This is a genomic window from Mycobacterium sp. IDUB_17, from assembly GCF_055419465.1.
In genome coordinates this window covers 948,160-971,233 of sequence record NZ_JBVAXS010000001.1, presented here as the reverse complement: position 1 = coordinate 971,233, position 23,074 = coordinate 948,160, and the positions used below count along the sequence as shown (strand labels likewise).

25 protein-coding genes are annotated in these 23,074 nt (G+C 68.0%); 7 read left to right on the top strand and 18 right to left on the bottom strand.

The window, feature by feature from the left end:
* Positions 1-18: 18 nt before the first annotated feature.
* The 3 genes from trpC to ACZYZ7_RS04710 all read right to left on the bottom strand — a co-directional run bounded on the left by trpC (position 19) and on the right by ACZYZ7_RS04710 (position 3,085).
* Complete coding sequence (gene trpC / locus ACZYZ7_RS04720) at positions 19-837, bottom strand: indole-3-glycerol phosphate synthase TrpC (RefSeq protein ID WP_135454502.1); 819 nt, start codon at positions 835-837, stop codon at positions 19-21.
* Positions 838-920: 83 nt separating this feature from the next.
* Positions 921-1,529, bottom strand: coding sequence for a TIGR02234 family membrane protein (locus ACZYZ7_RS04715; RefSeq protein WP_135454500.1), 609 nt, complete (start codon positions 1,527-1,529; stop codon positions 921-923).
* Positions 1,526-3,085 (bottom strand): anthranilate synthase component I, encoded by a 1,560-nt coding sequence (locus ACZYZ7_RS04710; RefSeq protein ID WP_135454498.1) that lies wholly within the window; start codon positions 3,083-3,085, stop codon positions 1,526-1,528. Before ACZYZ7_RS04710 ends, ACZYZ7_RS04715 begins: the two co-directional genes overlap by 4 nt.
* A gap of 72 nt (positions 3,086-3,157) precedes the next feature.
* Between ACZYZ7_RS04710 and ACZYZ7_RS04705 the strand changes: the two genes are divergently transcribed.
* A complete protein-coding gene (locus tag ACZYZ7_RS04705; protein WP_167858120.1) occupies positions 3,158-3,613 on the top strand; it encodes a peroxiredoxin in 456 nt (151 codons plus the stop codon).
* On the opposite strand, the gene ACZYZ7_RS04700 is transcribed toward ACZYZ7_RS04705, so the two are convergent.
* The gene (locus tag ACZYZ7_RS04700) at positions 3,600-5,348 is read right to left on the bottom strand and encodes a 2-isopropylmalate synthase (protein WP_463740323.1); all 1,749 of its coding nucleotides are present in this window, start codon (positions 5,346-5,348) and stop codon (positions 3,600-3,602) included. The two genes, ACZYZ7_RS04705 and ACZYZ7_RS04700, sit on opposite strands and share 14 nt — an antisense overlap.
* A 157-nt stretch (positions 5,349-5,505) precedes the next feature.
* Here ACZYZ7_RS04700 and ACZYZ7_RS04695 point away from each other — a divergent pair, with 157 nt between their 5' ends.
* Both ACZYZ7_RS04695 and ACZYZ7_RS04690 read left to right on the top strand, forming a co-directional pair.
* On the top strand, positions 5,506-6,177 hold the full coding sequence (locus tag ACZYZ7_RS04695; RefSeq protein ID WP_135454492.1) for a FadR/GntR family transcriptional regulator: 672 nt from the start codon (positions 5,506-5,508) through the stop codon (positions 6,175-6,177).
* On the top strand, positions 6,174-6,971 hold the full coding sequence (locus ACZYZ7_RS04690) for an ABC transporter ATP-binding protein (RefSeq protein WP_463740322.1): 798 nt from the start codon (positions 6,174-6,176) through the stop codon (positions 6,969-6,971). Before ACZYZ7_RS04695 ends, ACZYZ7_RS04690 begins: the two co-directional genes overlap by 4 nt.
* Before the next feature lie 73 nt (positions 6,972-7,044).
* On the opposite strand, the gene ACZYZ7_RS04685 is transcribed toward ACZYZ7_RS04690, so the two are convergent.
* The 10 genes from ACZYZ7_RS04685 to hisD form a co-directional block, all read right to left on the bottom strand.
* Complete coding sequence (locus ACZYZ7_RS04685; protein WP_135454488.1) at positions 7,045-8,040, bottom strand: hypothetical protein; 996 nt, start codon at positions 8,038-8,040, stop codon at positions 7,045-7,047.
* Positions 8,030-9,676, bottom strand: coding sequence for an HsdM family class I SAM-dependent methyltransferase (locus tag ACZYZ7_RS04680; protein ID WP_463740321.1), 1,647 nt, complete (start codon positions 9,674-9,676; stop codon positions 8,030-8,032). The genes ACZYZ7_RS04685 and ACZYZ7_RS04680 overlap by 11 nt, the downstream gene beginning before the upstream one ends.
* A gap of 133 nt (positions 9,677-9,809) precedes the next feature.
* Positions 9,810-10,160 carry a phosphoribosyl-AMP cyclohydrolase gene (hisI, locus tag ACZYZ7_RS04675; RefSeq protein WP_463740320.1) on the bottom strand — a complete coding sequence of 117 codons (351 nt, stop codon included), beginning with the start codon at positions 10,158-10,160 and terminating at the stop codon, positions 9,810-9,812.
* Positions 10,157-10,942: an imidazole glycerol phosphate synthase subunit HisF gene (gene hisF / locus ACZYZ7_RS04670; protein WP_463740319.1), complete on the bottom strand. Its 786-nt coding sequence runs from the start codon at positions 10,940-10,942 to the stop codon at positions 10,157-10,159. The genes hisI and hisF overlap by 4 nt, the downstream gene beginning before the upstream one ends.
* On the bottom strand, positions 10,939-11,760 hold the full coding sequence (locus tag ACZYZ7_RS04665) for an inositol monophosphatase family protein (RefSeq protein ID WP_463740318.1): 822 nt from the start codon (positions 11,758-11,760) through the stop codon (positions 10,939-10,941). Before ACZYZ7_RS04665 ends, hisF begins: the two co-directional genes overlap by 4 nt.
* A 4-nt stretch (positions 11,761-11,764) precedes the next feature.
* Positions 11,765-12,499: a bifunctional 1-(5-phosphoribosyl)-5-((5-phosphoribosylamino)methylideneamino)imidazole-4-carboxamide isomerase/phosphoribosylanthranilate isomerase PriA gene (gene priA, locus ACZYZ7_RS04660; protein WP_463740317.1), complete on the bottom strand. Its 735-nt coding sequence runs from the start codon at positions 12,497-12,499 to the stop codon at positions 11,765-11,767.
* Complete coding sequence (gene hisH, locus ACZYZ7_RS04655; RefSeq protein WP_044518435.1) at positions 12,496-13,113, bottom strand: imidazole glycerol phosphate synthase subunit HisH; 618 nt, start codon at positions 13,111-13,113, stop codon at positions 12,496-12,498. Before hisH ends, priA begins: the two co-directional genes overlap by 4 nt.
* Positions 13,110-13,718 carry an imidazoleglycerol-phosphate dehydratase HisB gene (hisB, locus tag ACZYZ7_RS04650; protein ID WP_135454477.1) on the bottom strand — a complete coding sequence of 203 codons (609 nt, stop codon included), beginning with the start codon at positions 13,716-13,718 and terminating at the stop codon, positions 13,110-13,112. The genes hisH and hisB overlap by 4 nt, the downstream gene beginning before the upstream one ends.
* Positions 13,715-14,854, bottom strand: a complete 1,140-nt coding sequence (locus tag ACZYZ7_RS04645) for a histidinol-phosphate transaminase (protein WP_450069207.1) — start codon at positions 14,852-14,854, stop codon at positions 13,715-13,717. The genes hisB and ACZYZ7_RS04645 overlap by 4 nt, the downstream gene beginning before the upstream one ends.
* A gap of 31 nt (positions 14,855-14,885) precedes the next feature.
* The gene (hisD, locus tag ACZYZ7_RS04640; protein ID WP_463740316.1) at positions 14,886-16,214 is read right to left on the bottom strand and encodes a histidinol dehydrogenase; all 1,329 of its coding nucleotides are present in this window, start codon (positions 16,212-16,214) and stop codon (positions 14,886-14,888) included.
* Positions 16,215-16,318: 104 nt separating this feature from the next.
* Here hisD and ACZYZ7_RS04635 point away from each other — a divergent pair, with 104 nt between their 5' ends.
* Positions 16,319-16,729 (top strand): nitroreductase family deazaflavin-dependent oxidoreductase, encoded by a 411-nt coding sequence (locus ACZYZ7_RS04635; protein WP_135454472.1) that lies wholly within the window; start codon positions 16,319-16,321, stop codon positions 16,727-16,729.
* Between the two features lie 21 nt (positions 16,730-16,750).
* Positions 16,751-17,386, top strand: a complete 636-nt coding sequence (gene rhtB, locus ACZYZ7_RS04630) for a homoserine/homoserine lactone efflux protein (RefSeq protein ID WP_463740315.1) — start codon at positions 16,751-16,753, stop codon at positions 17,384-17,386.
* Positions 17,387-17,498: 112 nt separating this feature from the next.
* Here the strand turns inward: rhtB and ACZYZ7_RS04625 are convergent, their stop codons facing one another.
* Complete coding sequence (locus tag ACZYZ7_RS04625) at positions 17,499-17,909, bottom strand: SRPBCC family protein (RefSeq protein ID WP_463740314.1); 411 nt, start codon at positions 17,907-17,909, stop codon at positions 17,499-17,501.
* 99 nt (positions 17,910-18,008) lie between these two features.
* Between ACZYZ7_RS04625 and ACZYZ7_RS04620 the strand changes: the two genes are divergently transcribed.
* A complete protein-coding gene (locus ACZYZ7_RS04620) occupies positions 18,009-18,827 on the top strand; it encodes a helix-turn-helix domain-containing protein (protein WP_450069203.1) in 819 nt (272 codons plus the stop codon).
* Here ACZYZ7_RS04620 and nadC read toward each other — a convergent pair.
* The 3 genes from nadC to nadA are packed head-to-tail and all read right to left on the bottom strand — an operon-like array spanning position 18,824 to position 22,322.
* Positions 18,824-19,681, bottom strand: a complete 858-nt coding sequence (gene nadC / locus ACZYZ7_RS04615) for a carboxylating nicotinate-nucleotide diphosphorylase (RefSeq protein WP_463740313.1) — start codon at positions 19,679-19,681, stop codon at positions 18,824-18,826. The genes ACZYZ7_RS04620 and nadC overlap by 4 nt on opposite strands.
* Entirely contained in the window at positions 19,681-21,282 is a 1,602-nt protein-coding gene (locus ACZYZ7_RS04610) for an L-aspartate oxidase (protein WP_463740312.1), read from the bottom strand. Before ACZYZ7_RS04610 ends, nadC begins: the two co-directional genes overlap by 1 nt.
* Positions 21,279-22,322, bottom strand: a complete 1,044-nt coding sequence (gene nadA, locus ACZYZ7_RS04605) for a quinolinate synthase NadA (RefSeq protein ID WP_463740311.1) — start codon at positions 22,320-22,322, stop codon at positions 21,279-21,281. The genes ACZYZ7_RS04610 and nadA overlap by 4 nt, the downstream gene beginning before the upstream one ends.
* A gap of 46 nt (positions 22,323-22,368) precedes the next feature.
* Here nadA and ACZYZ7_RS04600 point away from each other — a divergent pair, with 46 nt between their 5' ends.
* The gene (locus tag ACZYZ7_RS04600) at positions 22,369-23,061 is read left to right on the top strand and encodes an NUDIX hydrolase (RefSeq protein WP_463740310.1); all 693 of its coding nucleotides are present in this window, start codon (positions 22,369-22,371) and stop codon (positions 23,059-23,061) included.
* The last annotated feature ends 13 nt before the right edge of the window (positions 23,062-23,074 follow it).

The window sequence follows — 23,074 nt, the reverse complement described above, 5'->3', positions numbered from 1 at the left end:
AGCGGCTCATTGCCTGGTTCAGCGAGCCGGTTTCGGGCAGGACGGGTGCGTACCGGCGGTGACCAGATCGGCGACCGCGCTGCGGGGATCCCCGCTGGTCACCAAGCCCTCACCGACCAGCACGGCATCGGCACCCGCGCCGGCGTACGCCAGCAGGTCAGCGGTTCCACGAATGCCGGACTCCGCGACACGGATGACATTGCTGGGCAACCCCGGCGCGATCCGGGCGAAGCAGTCGCGGTCGACTTCCAGCGTCTTGAGGTCGCGGGCGTTGACACCGATCAGCTTGGCCCCGGCCTGCAACGCCCGGTCGGCCTCTTCTTCGGTGTGCACCTCCACGAGTGCCGTCATCCCGAGCGATTCCGTGCGCTCCAACAGCGATTCCAGAACCGGCTGCTCGAGAGCCGCCACGATCAGCAGCAACAGGTCGGCGCCATGCGCCCGAGCCTCATGGATCTGGTACGGCTTGACAATAAAGTCCTTGCGCAGCACCGGGATTGACACCGCAGCACGCACCGCGTCCAGGTCGGCGAGTGAGCCGTTGAACCTGCGCTGCTCGGTGAGCACGCTGATAATCCGCGCACCGCCGGCCTCGTAAGCCTGCGCCAACTGCGCCGGGTCGGCGATGTTGGCCAACTCGCCCCGGGACGGGCTCGCACGCTTCACCTCGGCGATCACGGCAATTCCCGGTTCCCGCAACGCAGCCATCACGTTGAGCGGCGGAGGTGCATCCTGGGCCCGCGCCTTGATATCAGCCAGGCTGATAACGGCTTCGCGGGCGGCTACGTCGGCGCGGACTCCCTCGATAATGGAGTCGAGCACTGTGGCCGAACTCATCGCCCGTCGGTTCCTTTCTGGTGCCTCCGGGCCGGTCCCGGTTGCCCTCCCTCGAAGGGTAGCCGTCGCCACACCTTCACCATTCACCGGCCCTTATTGTCTGGATCGCCGCCGTCGCCGGTCGGATCCTGTCCTTCGTCCAGGGCATCCCAGAGCATCCGCTCGGACATCGGCTCACCACTGTCGTCGCTCTTGACCGCCTCACGCCGCGCTGCCGGCGCCGCGTACCGCCCTGCAATGCCGCGCTTCGTACGGTTGGCCGAGCGCATGAGCATCACCGCACCGACCAGCGCACACACCGCGGCGACCAGGGTCAGGACGGCGCCCCCATAGGAACGGCTGGTCGCGGTCAACTGCGCGAGCGGCACTTCTGCCAGGTCAGCGGCCCGCACAGCGACATCCTTGATCACCCACAGGCTGATCGCCAGGTAGCCCATGCCCGCACTGGCCACTGCGATCAGCAATGCCAGCAACCGCAGTGCCCAGCCGTGCACCGCCAGCGCGGCCACTGCGGCGGCCAGCACCAGCAACGCCAGCGGGATCAATGCGGTGGACCAGGACGCACCCGTCAGCGTCGTGGTTTTGGGCTGGCCCAGCCCGTCCGCCGAATTCACCTGGACCCAGGTCATCCGCGATGCCACCCACAGCGCCACCGCGGAGACGACGAACAGCGCCTGCGCCGCCCGCGTCACGGCTCGGCCAATGTGTCGGCGGCCGCGATGGCGTTGAGCACGGCTTTCGCCTTGTTTGCCGACTCGTTGTACTCGTAGAGACCGTTGGAATCGGCCACGACTCCCCCGCCGGCCTGCACATAAGCGGTGCCGTTGCGCATCAGAGCGGTACGGATGGCGATCGCGAAGTCGGCGTTGCCCGCGAAATCGAGATACCCCAGCACCCCGCCGTACAGGCCCCGCCGGGTCTTCTCGACCTCCTCGATCAACTCCATGGCCCGCACCTTGGGCGCCCCCGACAGCGTGCCGGCCGGGAAGCATGCCGTCACGGCGTCCAGCGCGGTCTTCCCCTCGGCCAGCTCGCCCGTCACCGTGGACACCAGGTGCATGACATGGCTGTAGCGCTCGATGTGGCTGTAGTCCTCGACCCGCACCGTGCCCGGGCGGCACACCCGCCCCAGATCGTTGCGGCCCAGATCGACCAGCATCAGGTGCTCGGCGCGCTCCTTCTCGTCGGCCAGCAGTTCCTTTTCCAGCAGCACGTCTTCTTCCTCGCTGCTGCCGCGCCACCGGGTTCCGGCGATCGGGTGGGTGGTGGCCCTGCCGTCCTTCACCGTGACCAGCGCCTCGGGGCTGGAGCCGACGACCGAGAAGTCCAGCCCGCCATCGGCATCGGGGACATTGAGCAGGTACATGTACGGACTGGGATTGGTCACCCGCAACATCCGGTACACGTCGATGGGGTCAGCGGCGGTATCCATCTCGAACCGCTGCGAGGGCACCACCTGGAAGGCTTCGCCGGCCTCGATGTCGCCGACCAGTTTCTCCACGATCGCGGTGTATTCCTCCACCGTGCGCTGCGCGCGGTGCTCGGGCACCGGCCGGCTGAACGTGGCGACCGTCGACGGCAGCGGCTGACCCAGGGCGGCGGTCATCACATCCAGCCGAGCCACCGCGTCGTCGTAGGCCTCGTCGACGCGCTCGTCCGTACCGTTCCAGTTCACCGCGTTGGCGATCAGGGTGATGGTGCCCTCGTGATGGTCGACGGCCGCGATGTCAGTGGCCAGCAGCAGCACCATGTCCGGCAGGCCGAGATCGTCGACCGCCAGCTCCGGGAGCCGTTCCAGCCGGCGCACCATGTCGTAGGCGAAGTACCCCACCAACCCCGACGACAGCGGCGGCAGGTCCGGCATCGCCTCGGTCTGCAGCAGTTCCAGGGTGGCCCGCAATGCGGCCAACGGCTCACCGCCGCTGGGCGCATCCTTGGGGGCAGTCCCGAGCCACACCGCCTCGTTGCCGCGAACCGTCAGCGCCGACGGAGCGCCGGCACCGATGAACGACCAACGCGACCAGGAGCGACCGTTCTCGGCCGATTCCAGCAGGAACGTGCCCGGACGGTTGGCGGCGAGCTTGCGGTACGCCGACAACGGCGTCTCGCTGTCGGCCAGCACCTTGCGGGTCACCGGGACGACCCGGTGCTCGGCGGCCAGCGCCCGGAAATCCTCGCGTGATGTGGTGACCGCAAGCGATGAGCCGGCGCCCGAGGATCCCGGCACGTGGGTGGCTGTGGTTTGCACGGGAACAATTCTCCCAGATCGGCGCCACGGTCCCGGCATGCAGACGGCGTAGCGTAGCCAGCCATGACACAGATCAGGACGGGTGACTCCGTTCCCGAGTTCGAACTGCCGGATCAAACCGGCACGATTCGCAGCCTGACGACCTTGCTCGCCGACGGCCCGGTGGTGCTGTTCTTCTATCCGGCGGCGATGACTCCGGGATGCACCAAGGAGGCCTGTCACTTCCGGGATCTGGCAGCGGAGTTCGCCTCTGCCGGGGCGACCCGGGTCGGTATCAGTACCGACCCGGTCGCCAAGCAGGCGAAGTTCGCCGACATCCAGAACTTCGACTACCCGTTGCTGTCGGACGCCGACGGCAAGGTGGCCGCCCAATTCGGGGTCAAACGGGGCCTGCTCGGCAAGCTCATGCCGGTCAAGCGGACCACATTCGTCATCGACACCGATCGCTCCGTGCTCGGGGTGATCTCCAGCGAGATCAGCATGGACACCCATGCCGACAAGGCGCTGGAGCTGCTCAAGGCGCGTTGACCGCCCGCAGCACCGCCGCCATCGACGCGGCCAGCACCGAATCGCTGCGACCGCACGCCCAGCCGGTACGACCGGCTGACCGGTACTCGAGGTAGCTGACGGCGGTACTGCCGATCGACTGCTGGGTCAGGCTCAGCACCTCGATTCGATGGCAGATCTCCTCGAGCGCGGCCCGCAGCGCGTCCACGGGGCCGATGCCGCGATGACTGCTGGCCACGGTGCGCCCGTCGAACACCAACGTGAGGTCCGTGACCGCTGCGGCGCCGTCCCCACCGGTGTGCCAGTCCTTGAGCTGCACCGGCCCTGCCGGGTCGAGGTACGTGGCCTCGAACAGGTCGAACAGTTCGGCGGCGGTGACCTCGGCACCGCTTTCATCGGTGTGGGCCTGGACGTGGCGGGCGAAGTCGATCTGCAGCCGGCGCGGCAACTCCAACCCGTAGTCGGTGGTCAGCAGGTAGGCGATGCCACCCTTGCCGGACTGCGAGTTCACCCGGATCACCGCATCGTAGGTGCGGCCGATGTCGGCGGGGTCGATCGGCAGATATGGGACACGCCAATCGATTTCGCTCTCGGGTTGTCCGGTTGCCGCGGCACGCCGGCGATGTTCGGCGAAGCCCTTCTTGATCGCATCCTGGTGTGTTCCGGAGAACGCCGTGTGCACCATGTCCCCGACGTAGGGGTGACGCTCGTGAATCGGCATGCGCGTGCAGTGACTGACAGTGCGCGCGATCTCGTCGATGTCGGAGAAGTCGATCATCGGATCCACGCCCTGGGCATGCAGATTCAGCGCCAAGGTGGCGATGTCGACATTGCCGGTGCGTTCACCGTTGCCGAACACGCACCCCTCCACCCGCTGCGCACCGGCCAGCACCGCGAGCTCAGCGCAGGCGATGCCGGTCCCCCGGTCGTTGTGGGGATGCACTGACAAGATGACGCTGTTGCGACGAGACACATTGCGGTGCATGTACTCGATCTGGTCGGCGTATACGTTCGGGGTGGCGATCTCGACGGTGGCCGGCAGGTTCAGGATGACTGGGCGATCCGGGGTGGCCTGCCACAGCTCGGTCACCGCGTCGCACAGCTCCAGAACGAAATCCGGCTCGGTGAGGTTGAACACCTCCGGGGAGAATTCGAACCGGACGTTGGGCATGCCTTCGGTGAATTCGAGGACGTCACGGGCACCGGCCAGGATCAGGTCCCGCAGTTCGGTGCGGTCCTTGCCCAGCACCACGTCGCGCCAGGTGGGTGCGGTCGCGGTGTACATGTGGATCACGACGTCGTTGCCGATGCCGCGGACCGAGTCCACGGTCCGCTCGATGAGATCGCGGCGTGCCGGCACGAACACCACAATGGTGACGTCCGGCGGGGCGATGTCGGACTCCGCCAGCAGCCGGACGAAATCGAAGTCGGTCTGCGACGCCGATGGATAGCCGACCTCGATCTCCTTGTAGCCCATGGCCACCAGCAGCTCGAAGAAACGGCGCTTGCGGGCCGGGTCCATCGGCTCGGCCAGCGCCTGGTTGCCGTCGCGCAGGTCCACCGGCACCCACAGCGGCGCGGCGTGGATCCGGGCCGTGGGCCAATCTCGTTGAACCAGAGGGACTTCGACGCGGTCGTAGACGGAAGCGTAGCGGTGCGACGGCATCTGGGAGTGGCGCTGCCGGTTCCAGTCCGGTGCGTTCGCGGGGACGTCTCCGGCTGGGGTTTCGATGGTGGGAAATGCAGAAGTGGTCATGAGGGCGCTTTCGGTCGGGTTTGAGTTTCGACCGGCGCAACACAGCCCCACGGCAGGGGGCCGGTCGATTCAGGCCCCGCCGCGGCGGCTAAGGAGGAGGACGCGCGTCATGATGGCTAGACTATACATAAATCCTCAGACAAGTAGACAGGTTCAGATGACGTCCCAAGTTCAGCGTCACCCGCTGGCGACCCAGACCGCCCAGCTTCTCCTGACGCGCATCCGCCAGGGTGAATGGCCGCTGGGCCATCGCCTTCCCGGTGAGACGACACTGGCCGCCCAGCTCGGCGTGGGCCGCTCCACCCTGCGCGAAGCGATCCGCGAACTATCCGGCAAGGGCGTGCTGGAGAGCCGCCAGGGCGCGGGGGTGTTCGTCACCGCACTCGATGCGGCCGAAGACTGGGACACCGTGCTGCGCCGCGCCACCATCGTGTCGGTGATCGAGGCACGGATCGCCATCGAAGCCGAGGCCGCCGCGCTGGCCGCCACCCGGCGTACCCCCGCCGATCTGCGTGCGATACGTCGTACCCTGGCCGCTCGCGGTGTGGTGGGACAGTCGGTACCCGATCACGTCGACGCGGATATGGCGTTTCACCGCACGGTGATCGCCGCGGCCCACAACGAGGTGCTGATCCAGTTGTTCGACGCGTTCCTGCCCCGGCTGCGGCTGGCGATGATCGACATGCTCAAGATCCGCCCGATCGCGTCCGAACCCTGTGATCACGATCTGCACCAGCAGCTGGCCGACGCGATCGTCGCCCGCGATCCCGAGGCCGCCGCAGCGGCCAGCAGAACCCATTTGAGCTCATTGAAGGAGTCTTTCGCATGACCCCGGTCCTCGACATCACCGATGTGACCTTCCGCCGTGACGGCAAGCAGATCATCGACGGCATCTCACTGACCGTGCAGTCGGGTGAGCACTGGGCACTCTTGGGCCCCAATGGTGCCGGCAAGAGTACGCTGCTGGGTTTCTGTGCGGCCGTGACGTTTCCGACGACGGGGACCGTGCAGGTGCTCGGCGGCCAGATGGGCCGTACCGACCTGGCCGTGCTGCGCCGCTCCATCGGTCACGTGAATCCCCGGCATCGCCTGCAGTATCCGCTCACTGTGCGTGAGGTGGTGCTCACCGGCATCACCGCCACCATCGACATCGCAGCGCACTGGACGCCCACCGCCGAGCAGGTGCGCCGGGCCGAGGAGCTGATCGACACCGTGGGGTTGTCGGCCCGTGCCGACGCGATCTGGCCTACGTTGTCTCAGGGAGAGCGCGGCCGCACCCTGATCGCGCGCGCACTGATCGCTGATCCGCGGCTGTTGTTGCTGGACGAGCCGACCACCGGCCTGGATGTGGCGGCCCGCGAACAGCTGCTGGAAACCCTTGACACACTGGATGACTCACATCCCGACATGGCCTCGATCCTGGTCACCCACCACCTCGAGGAACTGCCCACCAGCACCACGCACGCCCTGCTGATCGCGCAGGGCCGCACGGTGGCCAGCGGTGCGGCTCGCGAGGTCGTCAACACCGAGCACGTCAGCGAGGCCTTCGCCCATCCGGTGGTGGTCGGGTATCACGACGGCCGCTGGAGTGCGCGGGCCAAGGCGAGCTCGCGGGTGTTGTGAGGTTCCGCGAGATCAACGCAAACGTCGTTCGCAGTGCGAATTTGCGACCTTTGCGTTGATTTCGGCGATTCCGTCAGGCGTCGGCCGGCGTGTTACGACGCCGGCGCGCCTCACGGTGCCGGGTCACCGGTGTGGTGTCGATGACGCGGTTGACCATGGTCGCCAGAAAACGCGAGGGCTGCAGCTCGGGCGGCACCGTGTCGTGCCGGATCGCGATGTCGGGCAGGGCCGCCAACGCCTCGTCGACGGCGGCCGTGGCGACGTCCACGATCTCGAACAGCGCGTCCGGCTCGGCCTTTTCGATGCTGTCGACTTCCTCATCCGCGGACTCGGCGACCTCAGAGTCGTAGTCGATCATCACCAGCGCCACCGCGTGATAGGCGTCGTCCTCGGTACCGAGCTTGCCCAGCAGGTCGATGAGCCACTCGGCCTTGTCCGGTTCCGTGGTCAGGATCGTCGAGCGCAGGCCGTAGACGAATCCGAGCGCCGACAACGGGTGGCGCAGGCGCAGATTCTTGGCGTCGCCGTAGCTTTCCTCGACGCGGTTCGCCGCATTCTTGCCGAAGCTGGAATCCATCCGTTTGGTGCTGATCAGCAATTCCGGACCGGTGTCCCAGTCCGACATCACCACGTCGACCTGCTTCATGTAGTGCTTGCCCAGCACACTGGCGCTCGACGCGGCAACACCTTTCATCGACCGCTTCAGCCGTTGCTCGATCAGGTGCCGTTCTTTTTGCGGCAACGCCTCAAGCAGACTGGCGATGGCACTGGGCATGATCCGCGGATCTGTCGCTCTGGGCCACACCGCATCCGGATCAAATCCGGCGCGCCGCAGCTCGTAGGCCAGCCACACATCCAGTGCCAGCGCCGGAACGCCGGTGGTGGACGGCGCGTCCAGGAACAGCGGCACCCCGAGCAGCTTGCGCAGCACCCGGAAATCGGGGACGAAGCTCAACTCGCCGGCCACCCGCACCCAGGGGTTGGTGTGTACGCCCCCCGGTGCCGCATCGGCCACAATGCGGTCGAAGATGGCCCACGCGGTGGCTTTGGTCGACGGTTCAGCGGGCACGCCGAGACCTTACCGTCCGGCGGGTCGCCAATGAATCGCGCGCCGTCCGAACGGGTTCCAGGACGATTCGGTCCGCCAGCCCCAACGCGTCGTCGACGATGCGGGTCGCCTCGAGCAGCCGACCGCGCTCCAACAGCGCTGCGACGCGTCGGCGCACCGCCCGCAATTCGTCGGCGCGAGCAGCCACCAGGTCGGGCGAGGGAACCAGCCAACGGTCGGCTTCGCGGGGTTCGATCTTCAGGATGCCGCCGCCGTAGGAGCGCCCGACGATCTCGGCGTGCAGCACCGTCACCGAGTTCAGCGCGGCCATCCCGAGCAGGTCGCGGCCCAGCGTCCGCAGCCCGTCGCGCAGGTACACGCCGTGCACCGAGTTGAGGTGATACGCCTTGGCCCGATTGGTGACCAACCGCGGGGTATCGGCGTTCATGCAGGTCAGCAGCAGGTCAGCGGGATTCACCAGCGGCACCAGATACCAGGGCCGGCGCACCCGGCACTTGTAGGCCAGATGCACCCCGGCGGCGTGACCGGCGTCGATGTAGCGCTGGGCGGTGGCCGATGGTGTCCCGGTCGGACGGAACAGGTGCGTCGACCGCCCGTCCTCCCCCAGGTGGGCCAACTGCTCGGCCGTCAACGTCAGGCCGCGGAGATGCGCGCTGCCCGGCGGCGACAACGGCAGCAGGTCGGTGCGCCGCAGGCCGAGTTCACGCACGCGTTCCGGGGACAGCGCGAAGAAGCTGTTGTTGCCGGTCACCATGCCCAGCGTGGTGTCACCCCAGGTCTCCAGCACACAGAACTGCCCTGCCTCGTGCAGGCCGTGGAGCGCATCCACCGGTGCGTTGCCGATCAGGCCGCTGACCCACTTGTCTGAGGGATCCCGAGGGGACCAACGCCGTTGTGCGAGTTCAGATGTCAGAGACGCCGCATTGCGGGCCCGATGGATGACGGCGTGACCGGTTGGCCCGCCCCCAAAGCCGTCGGCCAGGAGCAGGACCACGTCGGCCTCGGCCTCCGGGAACACCTGCTCGTCGAACATCACCAGCTCGACGCTGGCGAAGCGGTCGAACAAGAACTTCCGCACCGCGGCCGCATAGTTGACACTGAGCAGCTCAGCGGGCAGCACCAGGGCCAGCCGACCTCCCGGCCGCAGGAACAGGGCGGCATGCACGGTGAACGCTGCCCAACTCGATGCCAGCCCCGACAGCGTGACCCCGGCCTTGAGCGCGGCCCGCCGCGACTGCGCCCGCGTGGCACCCCGGAACTCCTGGTAGCGGATGTAGGGCGGGTTACCGATCACCGCGGTGTACTCGGCCCGCGGCTCGACGGCGAAGAAATCCGCGGTCCGGATGTGCGCCCGTCCCCCGGCCTCGGTAACCCGGCGGCGCGCGGTGGCCGCGCTGGACCGGTGGATCTCGATGCCGTGCAGCTCCGGGTGTTCGGCACCCAACTGCTGCAGCCGGCGGGTAGCGGCCACCAGGAAGGCCGCGTCCCCGGCCGAAGGCTCGAGGATCCGCTCATCGGCCGAGCGCACTGCCCACTGTGCGAGGTAATCAGTGATCTGGGCCGGGGTGAAGAATGCACCGCGCGCTTTGCGGGCTTCGGCGGAATCGCCGTCGGCGCGCGCTCCGGTGTCGGTCACCCCGCCATTGTCAACGACACCACCGACAAGCCCGGGGACCGCAACGCGGTTCGGGCGCTTCGCGCCATCAGCGAGACTGAAGCCAGGGACAAAAATCCGGCTGATCTCGTCCCTGAGTGCAGTCTCGATGTCCTTACGCCTCAGGTGCCAGCAACTGGTCGGCGTCGAAGCAGGTGTGGGCACCGGTGTGGCAGGCGGCACCGATCTGATCGACCTCCAGCAGCACCGTGTCGCCGTCACAGTCCAGACGGACCGAGTGCACGTACTGCGTGTGTCCCGACGTCAGACCCTTGACCCACTGCTCACCGCGGGACCGCGAAAAATATGTGGCCTCACGGGTTTCCAGGGTGCGGGCCAGCGCGTCGTCGTCCATCCAGGCGACCATCAGCACCTGACCGGTGGACCGCTCCTGCGCCACGGCGCTGAACAATCCGTCGGCGTTTCGCTTCAAGCGTGCCGCGATCGCCGGGTCGAGAGCGCTCATCGGACGACGATCCCTTCCGCCGCCATCGCAGCCTTCACCTGGGCGATGGTCAGTTCCCGGAAATGGAACACGCTGGCGGCCAGCACCGCATCCGCTCCGGCCTGCACGGCAGGGGCGAAATCGGCCACCGCACCGGCACCGCCGCTGGCGATCACCGGGACCCCGACCGCGGCACGCACCGCGCGCAGCATCGGCAGGTCGAACCCAGCCTTGGTGCCGTCGCGATCCATCGAGTTGAGCAGGATCTCGCCGACCCCGAGTTCGGCACCGCGCGCGGCCCACTCGATCGCGTCGAGTCCGGTGCCGCGGCGCCCACCGTGGGTGGTCACCTCCCACCCCGAGGCGGTCGGCTGATCGCCCGCCGGCACGGTGCGCGCGTCGACACTGAGCACGATGCACTGGGATCCGAACTGGCGGGCCATCTCGGCCAGCAGCTCGGGCCGCGCGATCGCGGCGGTGTTGACCGACACCTTGTCGGCGCCCGCGCGCAGCAGCACGTCGACGTCATCGACCGAACGCACGCCACCACCCACGGTCAGCGGGATGAACACCTGCTCGGCGGTGCGTTTGACCACCTCGAGCATGGTGGCCCGGCCCGACGAGGACGCGGTCACGTCGAGGAAGGTCAGCTCGTCTGCACCCTCGGCGTCGTAGGCGGCGGCGAGTTCGACGGGATCACCCGCGTCGCGCAGGTTCTCGAAGTTGACGCCCTTGACCACCCGGCCGGCGTCGACGTCGAGGCACGGGATGACCCTCGTTGCAACGTCACTGATGGTGCTCACAGGTAGTCCTCCGGATTGCCAGCGGATTTCACGATTTCCAGCATGCGTTCGTGCACGCCGGGCGCGGCGGCCAGCGCCGACTTCGACTGGGCCGTCCATGGATCGCCGGCCAGGTCCGTCACGATGCCCCCGGCGGCTCGAACGAGGGCCACGCCGGCCGCATGGTCCCAGATGTGGTGCCCGAAACTGATGGCCCCGCCCAGGATTCCGGCGGCGACATACGCCAGGTCCACCCCGGTCGCGCCGTGCATCCGAATCCGCGAACACACCCGGCTCAGATTGGACAGCACCTCGACCCGGTAGCGGCCGGGGAACCGGCCGCGGGAAGCGATGTTGAAGGTCTGGATACCGACGATCGAATCGGTCAGGGTCGGCGATCCCAGTTGTGGCAGCGCGGTGCCGTTGTCCCGCACCGGACCTCCGGCCAGCGCCGAGTAGCGCTGTCCGGTGAACGGCAGCCAGGTCAGTCCGGCGACCGGCTCGCCATCGGCCAACAGGCCGAGCAGAATGGCCGCCATCGGGGATCCGGCCGCGTAGTTGAACGTGCCGTCGATCGGGTCGAGCACCCACACCAGCGGCGAATCGATGGGCTCGCCGCCGAATTCCTCGCCGTGGACCCCGATCCCGGTGGCCTCGGTCAGCGCCCGCACCACCTGCCGTTCGATCGCGAGATCGACCTCGGTGGCGAAGTCGTTGCCCTGCTTGCTCACCGCGGAATCGGCGCGGTGGCCGGCGATGAAGGGCACCGACGCCGCGTCGAGGATCTCAGTCGCCGCATCTACCAGTGCGGCCAACTTCGACGGGTCCAGGGCTGCCACCCGCTTATCCGCTGACCGCGGCCAGTGCCTGCGGCAAGGTGAATCGTTCGGCGTAGAGCGCTTTCCCGACGATCGCGCCCTCGACTCCGTGGCCGGTCAGGGTGGCGATCGCACGGAGATCGTCCAGGCTGGACACCCCGCCCGAGGCGATCACCGGGGCGTCGGTGCGGTCCGCTACCGCCGCCAGCAGTTCCAGATTGGGGCCCGTGAGGGTGCCGTCCTTGGTGACGTCGGTGACGACGTACCGCGAACACCCTTCGCGATCAAGGCGATCAAGGACCTCCCACAGGTCACCACCGTCGGTTTCCCAGCCACGGCCGCGCAGTCGCCAGCTGTCGTTCTCGAACTGCACGTCCAGCCCGACGGCTACCCGGTCGCCGTATTCGGCGATGGCGCGGCGGCACCACTCGGGACTTTCCAGCGCCGCGGTGCCGATGTTCACCCGGGCGCAGCCGCTGTCCATGGCGGCCTTCAACGACTCGTCATCGCGGATGCCGCCGGACAGTTCGACTTTCACGTCGAGCTTGCCGACCAGATCGGCCAGCAGTTCACGGTTGCTGCCGCGTCCGAAGGCGGCGTCCAGGTCCACCAGGTGGATCCACTCGGCGCCGTCACGCTGCCAGGTCTGCGCGGCCTCCAGCGCCGAACCGTAGTCGGTCTCGCTGCCTGCCTTGCCCTGCACGAGACGCACCGCTTTGCCGTCCACCACGTCGACAGCCGGCAACAGAATCAAACTCACAGTCCCTCAACCCAATTCGCGAGCAGCGTCGCACCGGCGTCACCGCTCTTCTCCGGATGAAATTGCGTGGCCGACAACGCGCCGTCTTCGACGGCGGCGATGAACGGCACGTGATGCGTCGCCCAGGTGACCAGTGCGTCCGGATTACCGGACCACTCCTGGGCGGCGTACGAATGCACGAAATAAAAGCGGGTGGCGGCGTCGAGCCCCTTGAACAGGGTGCTGCCGGCAGCGGCATCGACGACATTCCAACCCATGTGCGGAATCACCGGGGCGTCCAGTCGGGTCACCGAACCGGGCCACTGCCCGCAACCGGTGGACTCCGTTCCGAACTCCACTCCGCGGGCGAACAGGATCTGCATGCCGACGCAGACACCCAGCACCGGACGGCCGTGCTGCAAGCGGTCGGCAATGATCTTCTCGCCTCCGATCGCCCGGAGCCCGGTCATGCAGGCCTCGAACGCACCGACACCCGGCACCACCAGGCCGTCGGCTGCCGCGGCAGCACCCGGATCGGCCGTCACTTCGACGTCGGCACCGACCCGCTCCAGCGCGCGCTGAGCCGAGCGCAGATTGCCCGATCCGTAATCGAGAACGATGACTTTCTTGGTCACAGAGTGCCTTTGGTCGACGGAACGCCGGTGACCCGGGCGTCGTACTCGACGGCCTGTCGCAACGCGCGGGCCACCGCCTTGTACTGCGCCTCGGTGATGTGGTGCGGGTCGCGACCGTAGAGCGTGCGCACGTGCAATGCGATACGGGCATTGAACGCCAGCGATTCGAACACGTGCCGGTTGATCACGGTGTGGTACGGCGCCTGCGATCCGGCGATGGTGAACTCCACCATGAACTCCGGCTCCCCCGTGTGCACGAAGTACGGCCGGCCGGACACGTCGACCGCGGCGTGCGCGAGGGTCTCGTCCATCGGGATGAACGCGTCGCCGAACCGGCGGATGCCCTTCTTGTCACCGAGGGCCTGGCCGAGCGCCTGGCCCAGCACGATCGCGGTGTCCTCGATCGTGTGGTGCCCCTCGATCTCGATGTCGCCCTTGGCGTGCACCGTGAGGTCGAAGCTGGCGTGGGTGCCCAGCGCGGTCAGCATGTGGTCGAAGAACGGGACACCGGTGTCGATGTCGACGACACCGGTGCCGTCGAGGTCGATCTCGACGACGATGTCGGATTCCCTGGTCTTGCGTTCGACTTTCGCGCGACGGGTCACGATGCTCCTACCGGGCTGTTGGCTGGCTGAAGTTCGGTGGCGGACAGATCGGCGCTGGCGGCCAGGAACGCGTCGTTCTCCTCGGCCAGACCGATCGTGGTGCGCAGGAAGCCGGGGATACCGACGTCGCGGATGAGGATTCCCTTGTCCAGGTAGCGCTGCCAGCTGGCCGGGGCGTCGCGGAACGGACCGAACAACACGAAGTTCGCGTCGCTGGGGATCACGCGGTACCCGAGGCGAGTCAGCTCAGCGCTCACCCGGTCACGTTCGGCGGCCAAGGTCGCGACACTGGCCAGGGTGTCGTCGGCGTGCCGCAGTGCCGCACACGCGGCGGCCTGGGTGAGCACGGACAGGTGATATGGCAGACGCACCAACAGCAGCGCGTCGATCACCGCGGGTGCGGCGGCCAGATATCCGAGCCGACCGCCGGCGAAGGCGAACGCCTTGCTCATCGTGCGGGTGACGATCAGCTTGGCCGGGAACTCGTCGATCAGGGTGACCGCGCTGGGCTGCGACGAGAACTCGCCGTAGGCCTCGTCGACGATCAAGATGCCCCCCGGCATCGCCTGCAGCAGACGGCGCAGGTCCGCGATCGAAACACTTTGGCCCGACGGGTTGTTGGGGCTCGCCACGAACACCACGTCGGGTGAGCGCTCTTTTATGGCGGCAACGGCTGCGTCTACGTCGAGTCCGAAGTCCGCGGCGCGGGCAGCCTGCAGCCAGTCGGTCTGGGTGCCGTCGGAGATGATCGGGTGCATCGAATACGACGGCACGAACCCGATCGCGGTGCGGCCCGGCCCGCCGAAGGCCTGCAGCAGCTGCTGCAGGATCTCGTTGGAACCGTTTGCCGCCCAGAGGTTGTCGACGGTGAGCTGCACACCGGTGGCCGCGGTGAGGTAAGCCGCCAAGTCAGTCCGCAACGCCACCGCGTCACGGTCGGGATAGCGGTGCAGTTCGGCGGCTGCTGCGCGGGCCGATGCGGCGACGTCGTCGATCAGGGCCTGAGTCGGCGGATGCGGGTTCTCGTTGGTGTTGAGCCGCACCGGAACCACCAATTGCGGCGCTCCGTAAGGCGACTTCCCGCGCAGGTTTTCGCGCAGCGGCAGATCGGCCAGCGTCACGTCCTGTGCGCTCATCTGCGCCCTCGGTTCTTCGCGCAAGCGCTCATCACCGTTCGAACCTCCGTCGTACCGCCTCGCCGTGCGAGGGCAGGTTTTCCGCCTTGGACAACGTGATCACATGTCCGGAAACGTCTTTGAGGGCGGCCTCGTCGTACTCGACGACGTGGATGCCGCGCAGGAACGTCTGCACGGACAGGCCGCTGGAGTGCCGGGCACAACCCGCGGTCGGCAGCACGTGGTTGGAGCCGGCGCAGTAGTCACCCAGGCTGACCGGCGACCAGGCGCCGACGAAAATGGCTCCCGCGGAACGAATCCGGCCGGCCACGGCGGATGCGTCCTCGGTCTGGATCTCCAGGTGCTCGGCCGCGTAGGCGTTCACCACCCGCACCCCCGCCTCGATATCGTCGACGAGCACGATCGCGGACTGCTTGCCCGAGAGCGCCACTCGAACGCGGTCGACGTGCACGGTGGTTGCCAGCTGGCGGGTGAGCTCGCGATCGGTGGCCTCGGCCAGCGCCTCACTGTCGGTGACCAGCACGCTGGCCGCCATCTCGTCGTGCTCGGCCTGGCTGATCAGATCCGCGGCGACGTGTACCGGATCGGCCGTGTCGTCGGCAAGGATCGCGATCTCGGTCGGGCCCGCCTCGGCGTCGATGCCCACCTGCGAGCGGCAGATCCGCTTGGCGGCAGTCACGTAGATGTTTCCGGGGCCGGTGATCATGTCCACCGGGGCCAGCTCGGCACCGTCGGTGTCGGTGCCGCCGTAGGCCAGCAGCGCCACCGCCTGCGCACCACCGACCGCCCACACCTCGTCGACACCGAGCAGTGCCGCGGCGGCCAGGATGGTCGGGTGCGGCAGGCCGTCGAATTCCGCCTGGGGCGGGCTGGCGATCACCAGCGAATCGACGCCGGCGGTCTGCGCGGGCACCACGTTCATCACGACGCTCGACGGGTAGACGGCGTTGCCGCCGGGCACGTACAGCCCGACGCGCTCGACCGGCACCCAGCGTTCGGTGACGGTGGCACCGGGCGCCAGCGTGGTGGTGGTGTCGGTGCGGCGTTGATCGGCGTGCACCGCGCGCGCCCGGTCGATCGCGACCTGCAGCGCGGCGCGTACGTCGGGGTCGAGGTCGGCCAGGGCGGCAGTGAGCCGGGCCACGGGGACCCGCACGGTGTCGGGGCGGATGCCGTCGAAGGTATGGCCGTAATCCAGGGCGGCCTCGGCGCCATGCTCGGCGACCGCCTCCACGATCGGGCGGACCTTGGGCACCACTGCGTCCACATCGACTCCGCCGCGAGGCAGCGCGGATCGCAACTGCGCGGCGTTCAGCACGCGGTTACGCAGGTCGATACGGGACATCTGAAACTCGGCCATCGGTTCAATTGTCCCTGATCAGTCCAGTTGATAAAAATCCGTCGTCCACTGCCGCCGGCACGACCCGCCGTAGGGTAGTTCCAGACTGCCGAATGGAGCCCTAGATGTCCGCGAAAGACCACCCGAACAACGCCCCCGGCGTACCGATGCTTATGCCACCTGCGCTGGAGCGGTTCCAGATCAAATACATCAACCCGCTGGTGAAACCCTTTTCCAGGCGCTTGCCTGGTTTCACCGTGATCAAGCATCGGGGTCGCACCTCCGGTACGCCGTACGAGACGATCGTCACCAGCTACCGCAAGGGCAATGTCTTCGCGGTGACGCTCATGCACGGCAAGACCAACTGGGTGAAGAACGTGATCGCGGCCGGCGGGGCCGACGTGCACCTGTTCCGCGGCGACATCAAGATCACCAACCCGCGCGTCCTGCCGGCGGGCACCGACGATCCGACCCTCCCCCGGATCCCCCGCAGCGCGGCCCGCCGGATGGGCGTCTTCGTCGCAGATATCGTTTGACACGGTCGCCAGACTGCATACATGACCTGGCAGATCTGGCTCGCGTTTCTCGGCGCGTCGATCGCCATCAGCGTGTCCCCCGGAGCCGGGGCGATCCAGTCGATGGCGACCGGCCTGACCCATGGCGTACGGCGCGGGTCGTGGAGCGTGCTCGGACTCCAGATCGGTCTGCTCCTGCAACTGGTGTTGGTCGCCGTCGGCTTGGGCGCCCTCGTCGCCAGGTCGATGTTGGCCTTCCACATCGTGAAGTGGATCGGTGTGGCCTATCTGATCTACCTGGCGATCCAGCAATGGCGTAGCGCCTCGCAGGACCTTCGCGACCGGATGGGCGGCACCGGCGAGCGCGGCCGGCCGGCCTTGGTGATGCGCGGATTCCTCGTGAACACCACCAACCCGAAGGGCTTGGTGTTCCTGGTCGCGGTACTGCCGCAGTTCGTGGTGCCGACGGCGCCGTTGCTGCCGCAGTACCTGGCGATCGGGGCGACCATGGTCGCCGTCGACGTGGTCGTGATGAGCCTCTACACCGGTCTGGCAGCCCGGCTGCTCACCTGGCTGCAGACACCGCGGCAGCAGACCATCCTCGGCCGGGTGTTCTCCGGGCTGTTCGCCACGGCCGCCGTGGTGCTCTCGCTGGTGCGCCGCGGCGCGGCGACCTAGGAGCCCTCTGTCGAGCACCAAACCGAGGATTTCAGCCACATACTGACCGGAATCCTCGGTTGAGTGCTCGAAGCCTGCCGTGATCACCGACCGGCAGGCTCCGCAATCCCGGCTAGCCAGTCGACGTGTACTCCATCGCGCTCTTGATGATCGGCGCGGCCTGCTCCATCGCGGCCCGCAAGGGACCGGCGGCGTCGTCTGGCAGGACATCACGCGACCACAGGAACCGGCAACGGTGCGGGCCGTCGGCCACCACCTGCATCACCGCATTGTCGTGTTCGGGGCGCGCGGCGTCTCCGATCAGTGAGTAGGCGATTCGATGAATCGGCTCGTCGCGGCTGACCAGGCGCTCGCGGGCAACGAATCCGTCCGCGAACGTCACGACGCGAACATCGCCGTCAGCCTCAGACGACGTCACGAAGCCCGGTGCCATGCGTACCGGGCCCTCCGCCCAGTCGCCGATCACCTGCCAGACCCGCGAACTGTCAGCTTCAACGTCGAACTCAATGTGGATTGATGCCATGGCACCAGTCTGGTCGGGCGCCGGCCCGGTGTCTTGAACATTCTTGCGGGCTGTCGGTGCCGTCCGCGGCTGTCGGTCCCGATCGCTAACGTGCAGAAGGTGTTGACCGCCCAGACGCTGATTTCCCGGCCGGATTTCAGCATCGCCACCTGGAGCTGCACCGGCGAGCACGCTGACTGGTCCGAGCCCGAACGCCCGGTCGACGGGCGGTTCGTTCTGGTGCGCTCGGGGCGCTTTCACCGTCGTGGATCGGGCGGCGCGGTGGAACACGATGCGACGCTCGGCTACCTCGGTACACCCGGGGAGCCCGAACATTTCGCCCATCCGCACGGCGGCGACGCCTGTACGTCGTTGCAACTCAACGCCGAAAACTGGTGGCAACTCGCCGGGGAGCCGGAACGGACCGGCCCTGCCGCCGTGTACGTGGACGCCCGGCTTGAACTGGCGCACAGGCGGCTTCTGGCCGCCGGTCGCGCTGATCCCGACTATCAGCTCGCCGAGGGGCTGGTGCAGCTGGTCGGTGCGGCGCTGCGTTCGGCGGCGCAACGGCCGATACCGGCCGGATCACCGGCTCGGCTCTCCGAGCGGCGGTTGGTGGCACAGGCCCGCGAGGCGATCAGGCAGGCCGATGACGCTGCCGTGGGCCTGTTCCCCCTGGCAGCTACTCTCGGCGTATCCCCGTACCGGCTGAGCCGCTCGTTCAGCAATGAACTCGGGGTGTCGGTGACGCGGTACCGCAACCGGGTCCGGGTCGAACGGGCGCTCGACCACCTGCACCGCGGCGAATCCACGATGGCCGACGTCGCAGCCACGCTGGGCTTCGCCGACCAGGCTCACTTCTGCCGCACAGTGCGCGCGCACACCGGGTGGACGCCCACCGCGACCCGACGCGAATTACGCCGAGCCGCTGCGGATTAGGTGTCCAGGCCGATATCGAGCACCCGCACCGAATGGGTGAGGGCGCCGATCGCGAGGTAGTCAACACCGGTTCCGGCGTAATCGGCGGCGCTGTCCAGCGTCAGGCCGCCCGAGGATTCCAGCAGCGTCTTGGGTGAACGCGTGTCCCGGCGCTGAACCGCAATCTGGGTCTGCCAGACCGGGAAGTTGTCCAGCAGCACCAGTTCCACGTCGGCCGAGAGCACATCGTCGAGTTGTTCGAGCGAATCCACCTCGACCTCGCACGGCAGGTCCGGCGCCTCGGCCCGGACGGCCTTGAGCGCGGCCAGCACCGACCCGGCCGCCGCAACGTGGTTGTCCTTGATCAGCGCGGCGTCGCCCAGTCCCATACGGTGGTTGACGCCGCCGCCGACGCGTACCGCGTACTTCTGCAGCGCACGCAGGCCCGGCAGCGTCTTGCGGGTGTCGCGGATCTTGGCGTTGGTGCCGGCCACCGCGTCAACCCAGGCCGCGGTCGCGGTGGCGATCCCCGACAGGTGGCACATCAGGTTCAGCAGCGTGCGCTCGGCGGTGAGCAGCCCGCGGGTCGGCGCCTCGACCGTGAGGATCGCCGAACGGGCGTCCAGCCGGGCGCCGTCCTCGACGCGGTCGATCACGCGGTAGCCGTCAGCGCCGAGCACCTCGTCGAGCACCAGCAGCGCGATGTCCACACCCGCGGCCACGCCCGGCTCCCGGTTGACCACCGAGGCGGTGGTCATGGCATCGGCACCCACGGTGGCCAGCGTCGTGATATCTGGTCCGTAGCGCAGGTCTTCTTCGAGCGCCCGCGCGATCGTGGCCCGAGCCTCGGCCAGCTCGATATCCGAAAGTGCCATCAGCACACCACCGTTGCGGTGTCGAGGGCGGGACAGCCGGCTACGGCGCGAATCGTCACGGAATGCTCCTGAGCGGGGTCGGTTTCGGGGTAATCGCCGCGATGGTGGCAGCCACGGCTTTCGGTACGGGCCAGGGCGGCCACGGCAATTGCGCGTGCCGTCGCGGTGAGGGCAGCGTCCTCGAAGCTCTGGCGGTTGGCGGGCTGCACCGAGCGCGCATCGGCAAGAACGGCATCGAGCTGACGTAGGCCTCCGGCGTTGCGGACCACAGAGGCATGTTCAGACATGGCGTGCTGCAAGGCATCTCGGTCAACCGAGTCATAAGGCCGGTCCTGCGGTGCCTGTGCACGCACCGAACCTGCTGCGCCGGCGTGCTCGGCGGCGAGCCGGCCGGCCCGGCCGCCCACGACGAGTCCTTCCAGGAGGCTGTTGGAGGCCAACCTGTTGGCTCCGTGCATCCCCGTGCGGGCCACTTCCCCCGCGGCGAAGAGCCCGGGCAGTTCGGTGCGTCCATGCACGTCGGTGACCACGCCGCCGCAGCTGTAGTGCGCGCCCGGAACCACCGGGATGGGTTGGTGGGTCGGATCGACACCGGCCGCCGCACACGCCGCCGCCACCGTGGGAAACCGGTCGGCGAACTGGGCGATACCCCGGGCATCGAGGTACACGCACGGGTCGCCGGTGGCGCTCAGCCGGGCGTTGATGGCTGCAGCGACCACGTCCCGCGGAGCCAGGTCCCCCATCGGGTGCACCCCGTCGGTCACCGAGTTACCTTGCGAGTCAACGAGTATGGCGCCTTCACCGCGCAGCGCCTCGGTGATGAGAGGGCGACGCCCACCGCTGTTCTCGGCATACAACATGGTCGGGTGGAACTGAACGAACTCGATGTCGCGGACCGGAACACCGGCCCACATCGCGAGGGCGATGCCGTCACCCGTGGAGCCACTGGGGTTGGTGGTGGCCGCGTACACGTGACCGAGGCCCCCGGTGGCCAGGATGACCGACGGCGCGTGGATGATCCCCAGACCGTCCTCGTTGCGCACCAGCACCCCGGTCACCGTGGCGTCGTCGCGCAGGACCTGCAGCGCCACATGGTCACGGCGGATGTCGAGGTTGGCCGCCGCAGAGTCGAGAGCCCGCTGCACTTCGGCCCCGGTGGCATCGCCGCCGGCGTGGATGATCCGGCGCCGGGTGTGTCCGCCCTCGCGGGTCAGCGCCCAACGCCCGGGAGCGGTCTCGTCGAACTGTGCGCCGTCGGCCACCAGATCAGCCACCGCGTCATAGCCGGCCGCGACGATGGAGCGCACGGCATCCGGGTCACACAGGCCGCCCCCGGCGGCGACCGTGTCGGCGACGTGCGCCTCGACGGAGTCGTCAGTGTCGGGCAGCACCACGGCGATCCCGCCCTGGGCGTAGAACGTCGCGGTCTCGCGGGCCTTGCTGAGCACCACCACCCGGCGGCCGCGGCGATGCGCGGCCAGGGCCGCCACCAGGCCCGCGACCCCGGTGCCGACGACGACGACGTCAGCGCGCTGTTGCCACAGCGTTGAACTGCCGCAGGCGAAGCGGCTCGATCCCCGGGCGCTGCCCGTCGGGGTCATTCGCCGCCGCCGGGCTGGCCAATCGCAATCATGCGCTGCACGCTGGCACGACCCAGGCGAGCGGTTTCGGGATCGACGTGCACCTCGTCGGCGCCTTCGACCAGGCTCCGCAGCAGCGCGGCCGGGGTGATCATCTTCATGTAGGTGCACGAGGCGCGGTCGTTGACCGCCAGGAACTCGACTTCGGGTGCAGCCCTGCGCAACTGGTGCAGCATGCCGACCTCAGTCGCGACAAGAACCTGCCGCGCCCGAGTCTCCCGAGCGGCGTCGAGCATGCCGCCGGTGGACAGAATCTTCACCCGCTCCTCCGGGACCGCGCCCTCACCGGCGAGGTAGAGCGCCGAGGTGGCACATCCGCATTCGGGGTGCACGAACAGTTCGGCGCCGGGGTGCGACCTGGCCTGGGCGGCCAACTCGTCGCCGTTGATCCCGGCGTGCACGTGGCATTCTCCGGCCCAGACGTGCAGGTTCTTGCGGCCGGTGACGCGCCGCACGTGTGCGCCCAGGAACTGATCCGGGCAGAACAGCACCTCGCGGTCCTCGGGGATCGAGGCCACCACCTCGACGGCATTCGACGAGGTGCAGCAGATGTCGGTGAGTGCCTTCACCGCGGCGGTGGTGTTGACGTAGGAGACGACGACCGCGCCGGGGTGCTCGTCCTTCCAGGCCTGCAGTTCGTCGGTGGTGATCGAATCGGCCAGCGAACAACCGGCCCGCTGATCCGGAATCAGCACGGTCTTGTCCGGGCTGAGGATCTTGGCCGTCTCGGCCATGAAGTGCACGCCACAGAACACAATCGTGTCCTCGGGGGCCTCGGCGGCGATACGCGAGAGCGCCAGAGAATCACCGACGTGGTCGGCGACGTCCTGGATGGCCGGCAACTGGTAGTTGTGCGCCAACAGCGTCGCACCGCGCAGCTCGACCAAACGGCGGATCTCAGCGGCCCATTTCTCGTCGCCGTCTACGCCGGAATAGCCACCGGGGCCATCGACGATCTGATCTGCCAAGCCCCCCGCAAGGGTGCCATTGAGAGCGGTCACGCCGACCTCCTCCACTGAGTCAGGTTTTCGACTTATAATCGAAAACATGCCACATATTAGCACCGCGCACGAAGTGCTTGCCGCCGTGTTCCAGGTTCGCGGCCTCGACACCAGGCAGCCCACCCTCAACGTGCTGCTGTGGCAACGCGCGCTGGATCCGGAGCGGGGCAAATGGTCTCTGCCGGGCGGGCGACTGGAGGACGACGAGGATCTGACCAGCTCAGTACGGCGACAGCTGGCCGAGAAGGTGGACCTGCGCGAGATCGCCCACCTCGAACAATTGGCGGTCTTCTCCGATCCCGCCCGAGTGCCCGGGATACGGACAATCGCGTCGACATTCCTGGGTCTGGTGCCCTCCTCGTCCACCCCGGCCCTGCCGCCGGACACCCGCTGGCATCCGGTCAGCGATCTGCCCCCGATGGCGTTCGACCACGCGCCGATGGTCGAACACGCACGCACTCGACTCGTGGCCAAGATGTCGTACACCAACATCGGATTTGCCTTGGCGCCAAAAGAATTCGCCCTCTCCACGTTGCGTGACATCTACAGCGCGGCGCTCGACCATCAGGTCGATGCCACCAACCTGCAACGGGTTCTGGAACGTCGCAAAGTGATCACCCCGACCGGCACCACCGCGCGATCCGGCCGCAGCGGCGGGCGCCCGGCAGCGCTGTACCGCTTCACCGAATCCAGGTATCGCGTCACCGACGCATTCGCCGCACTGCGCCCGCCCGGGTGAGTCGACTGGATTC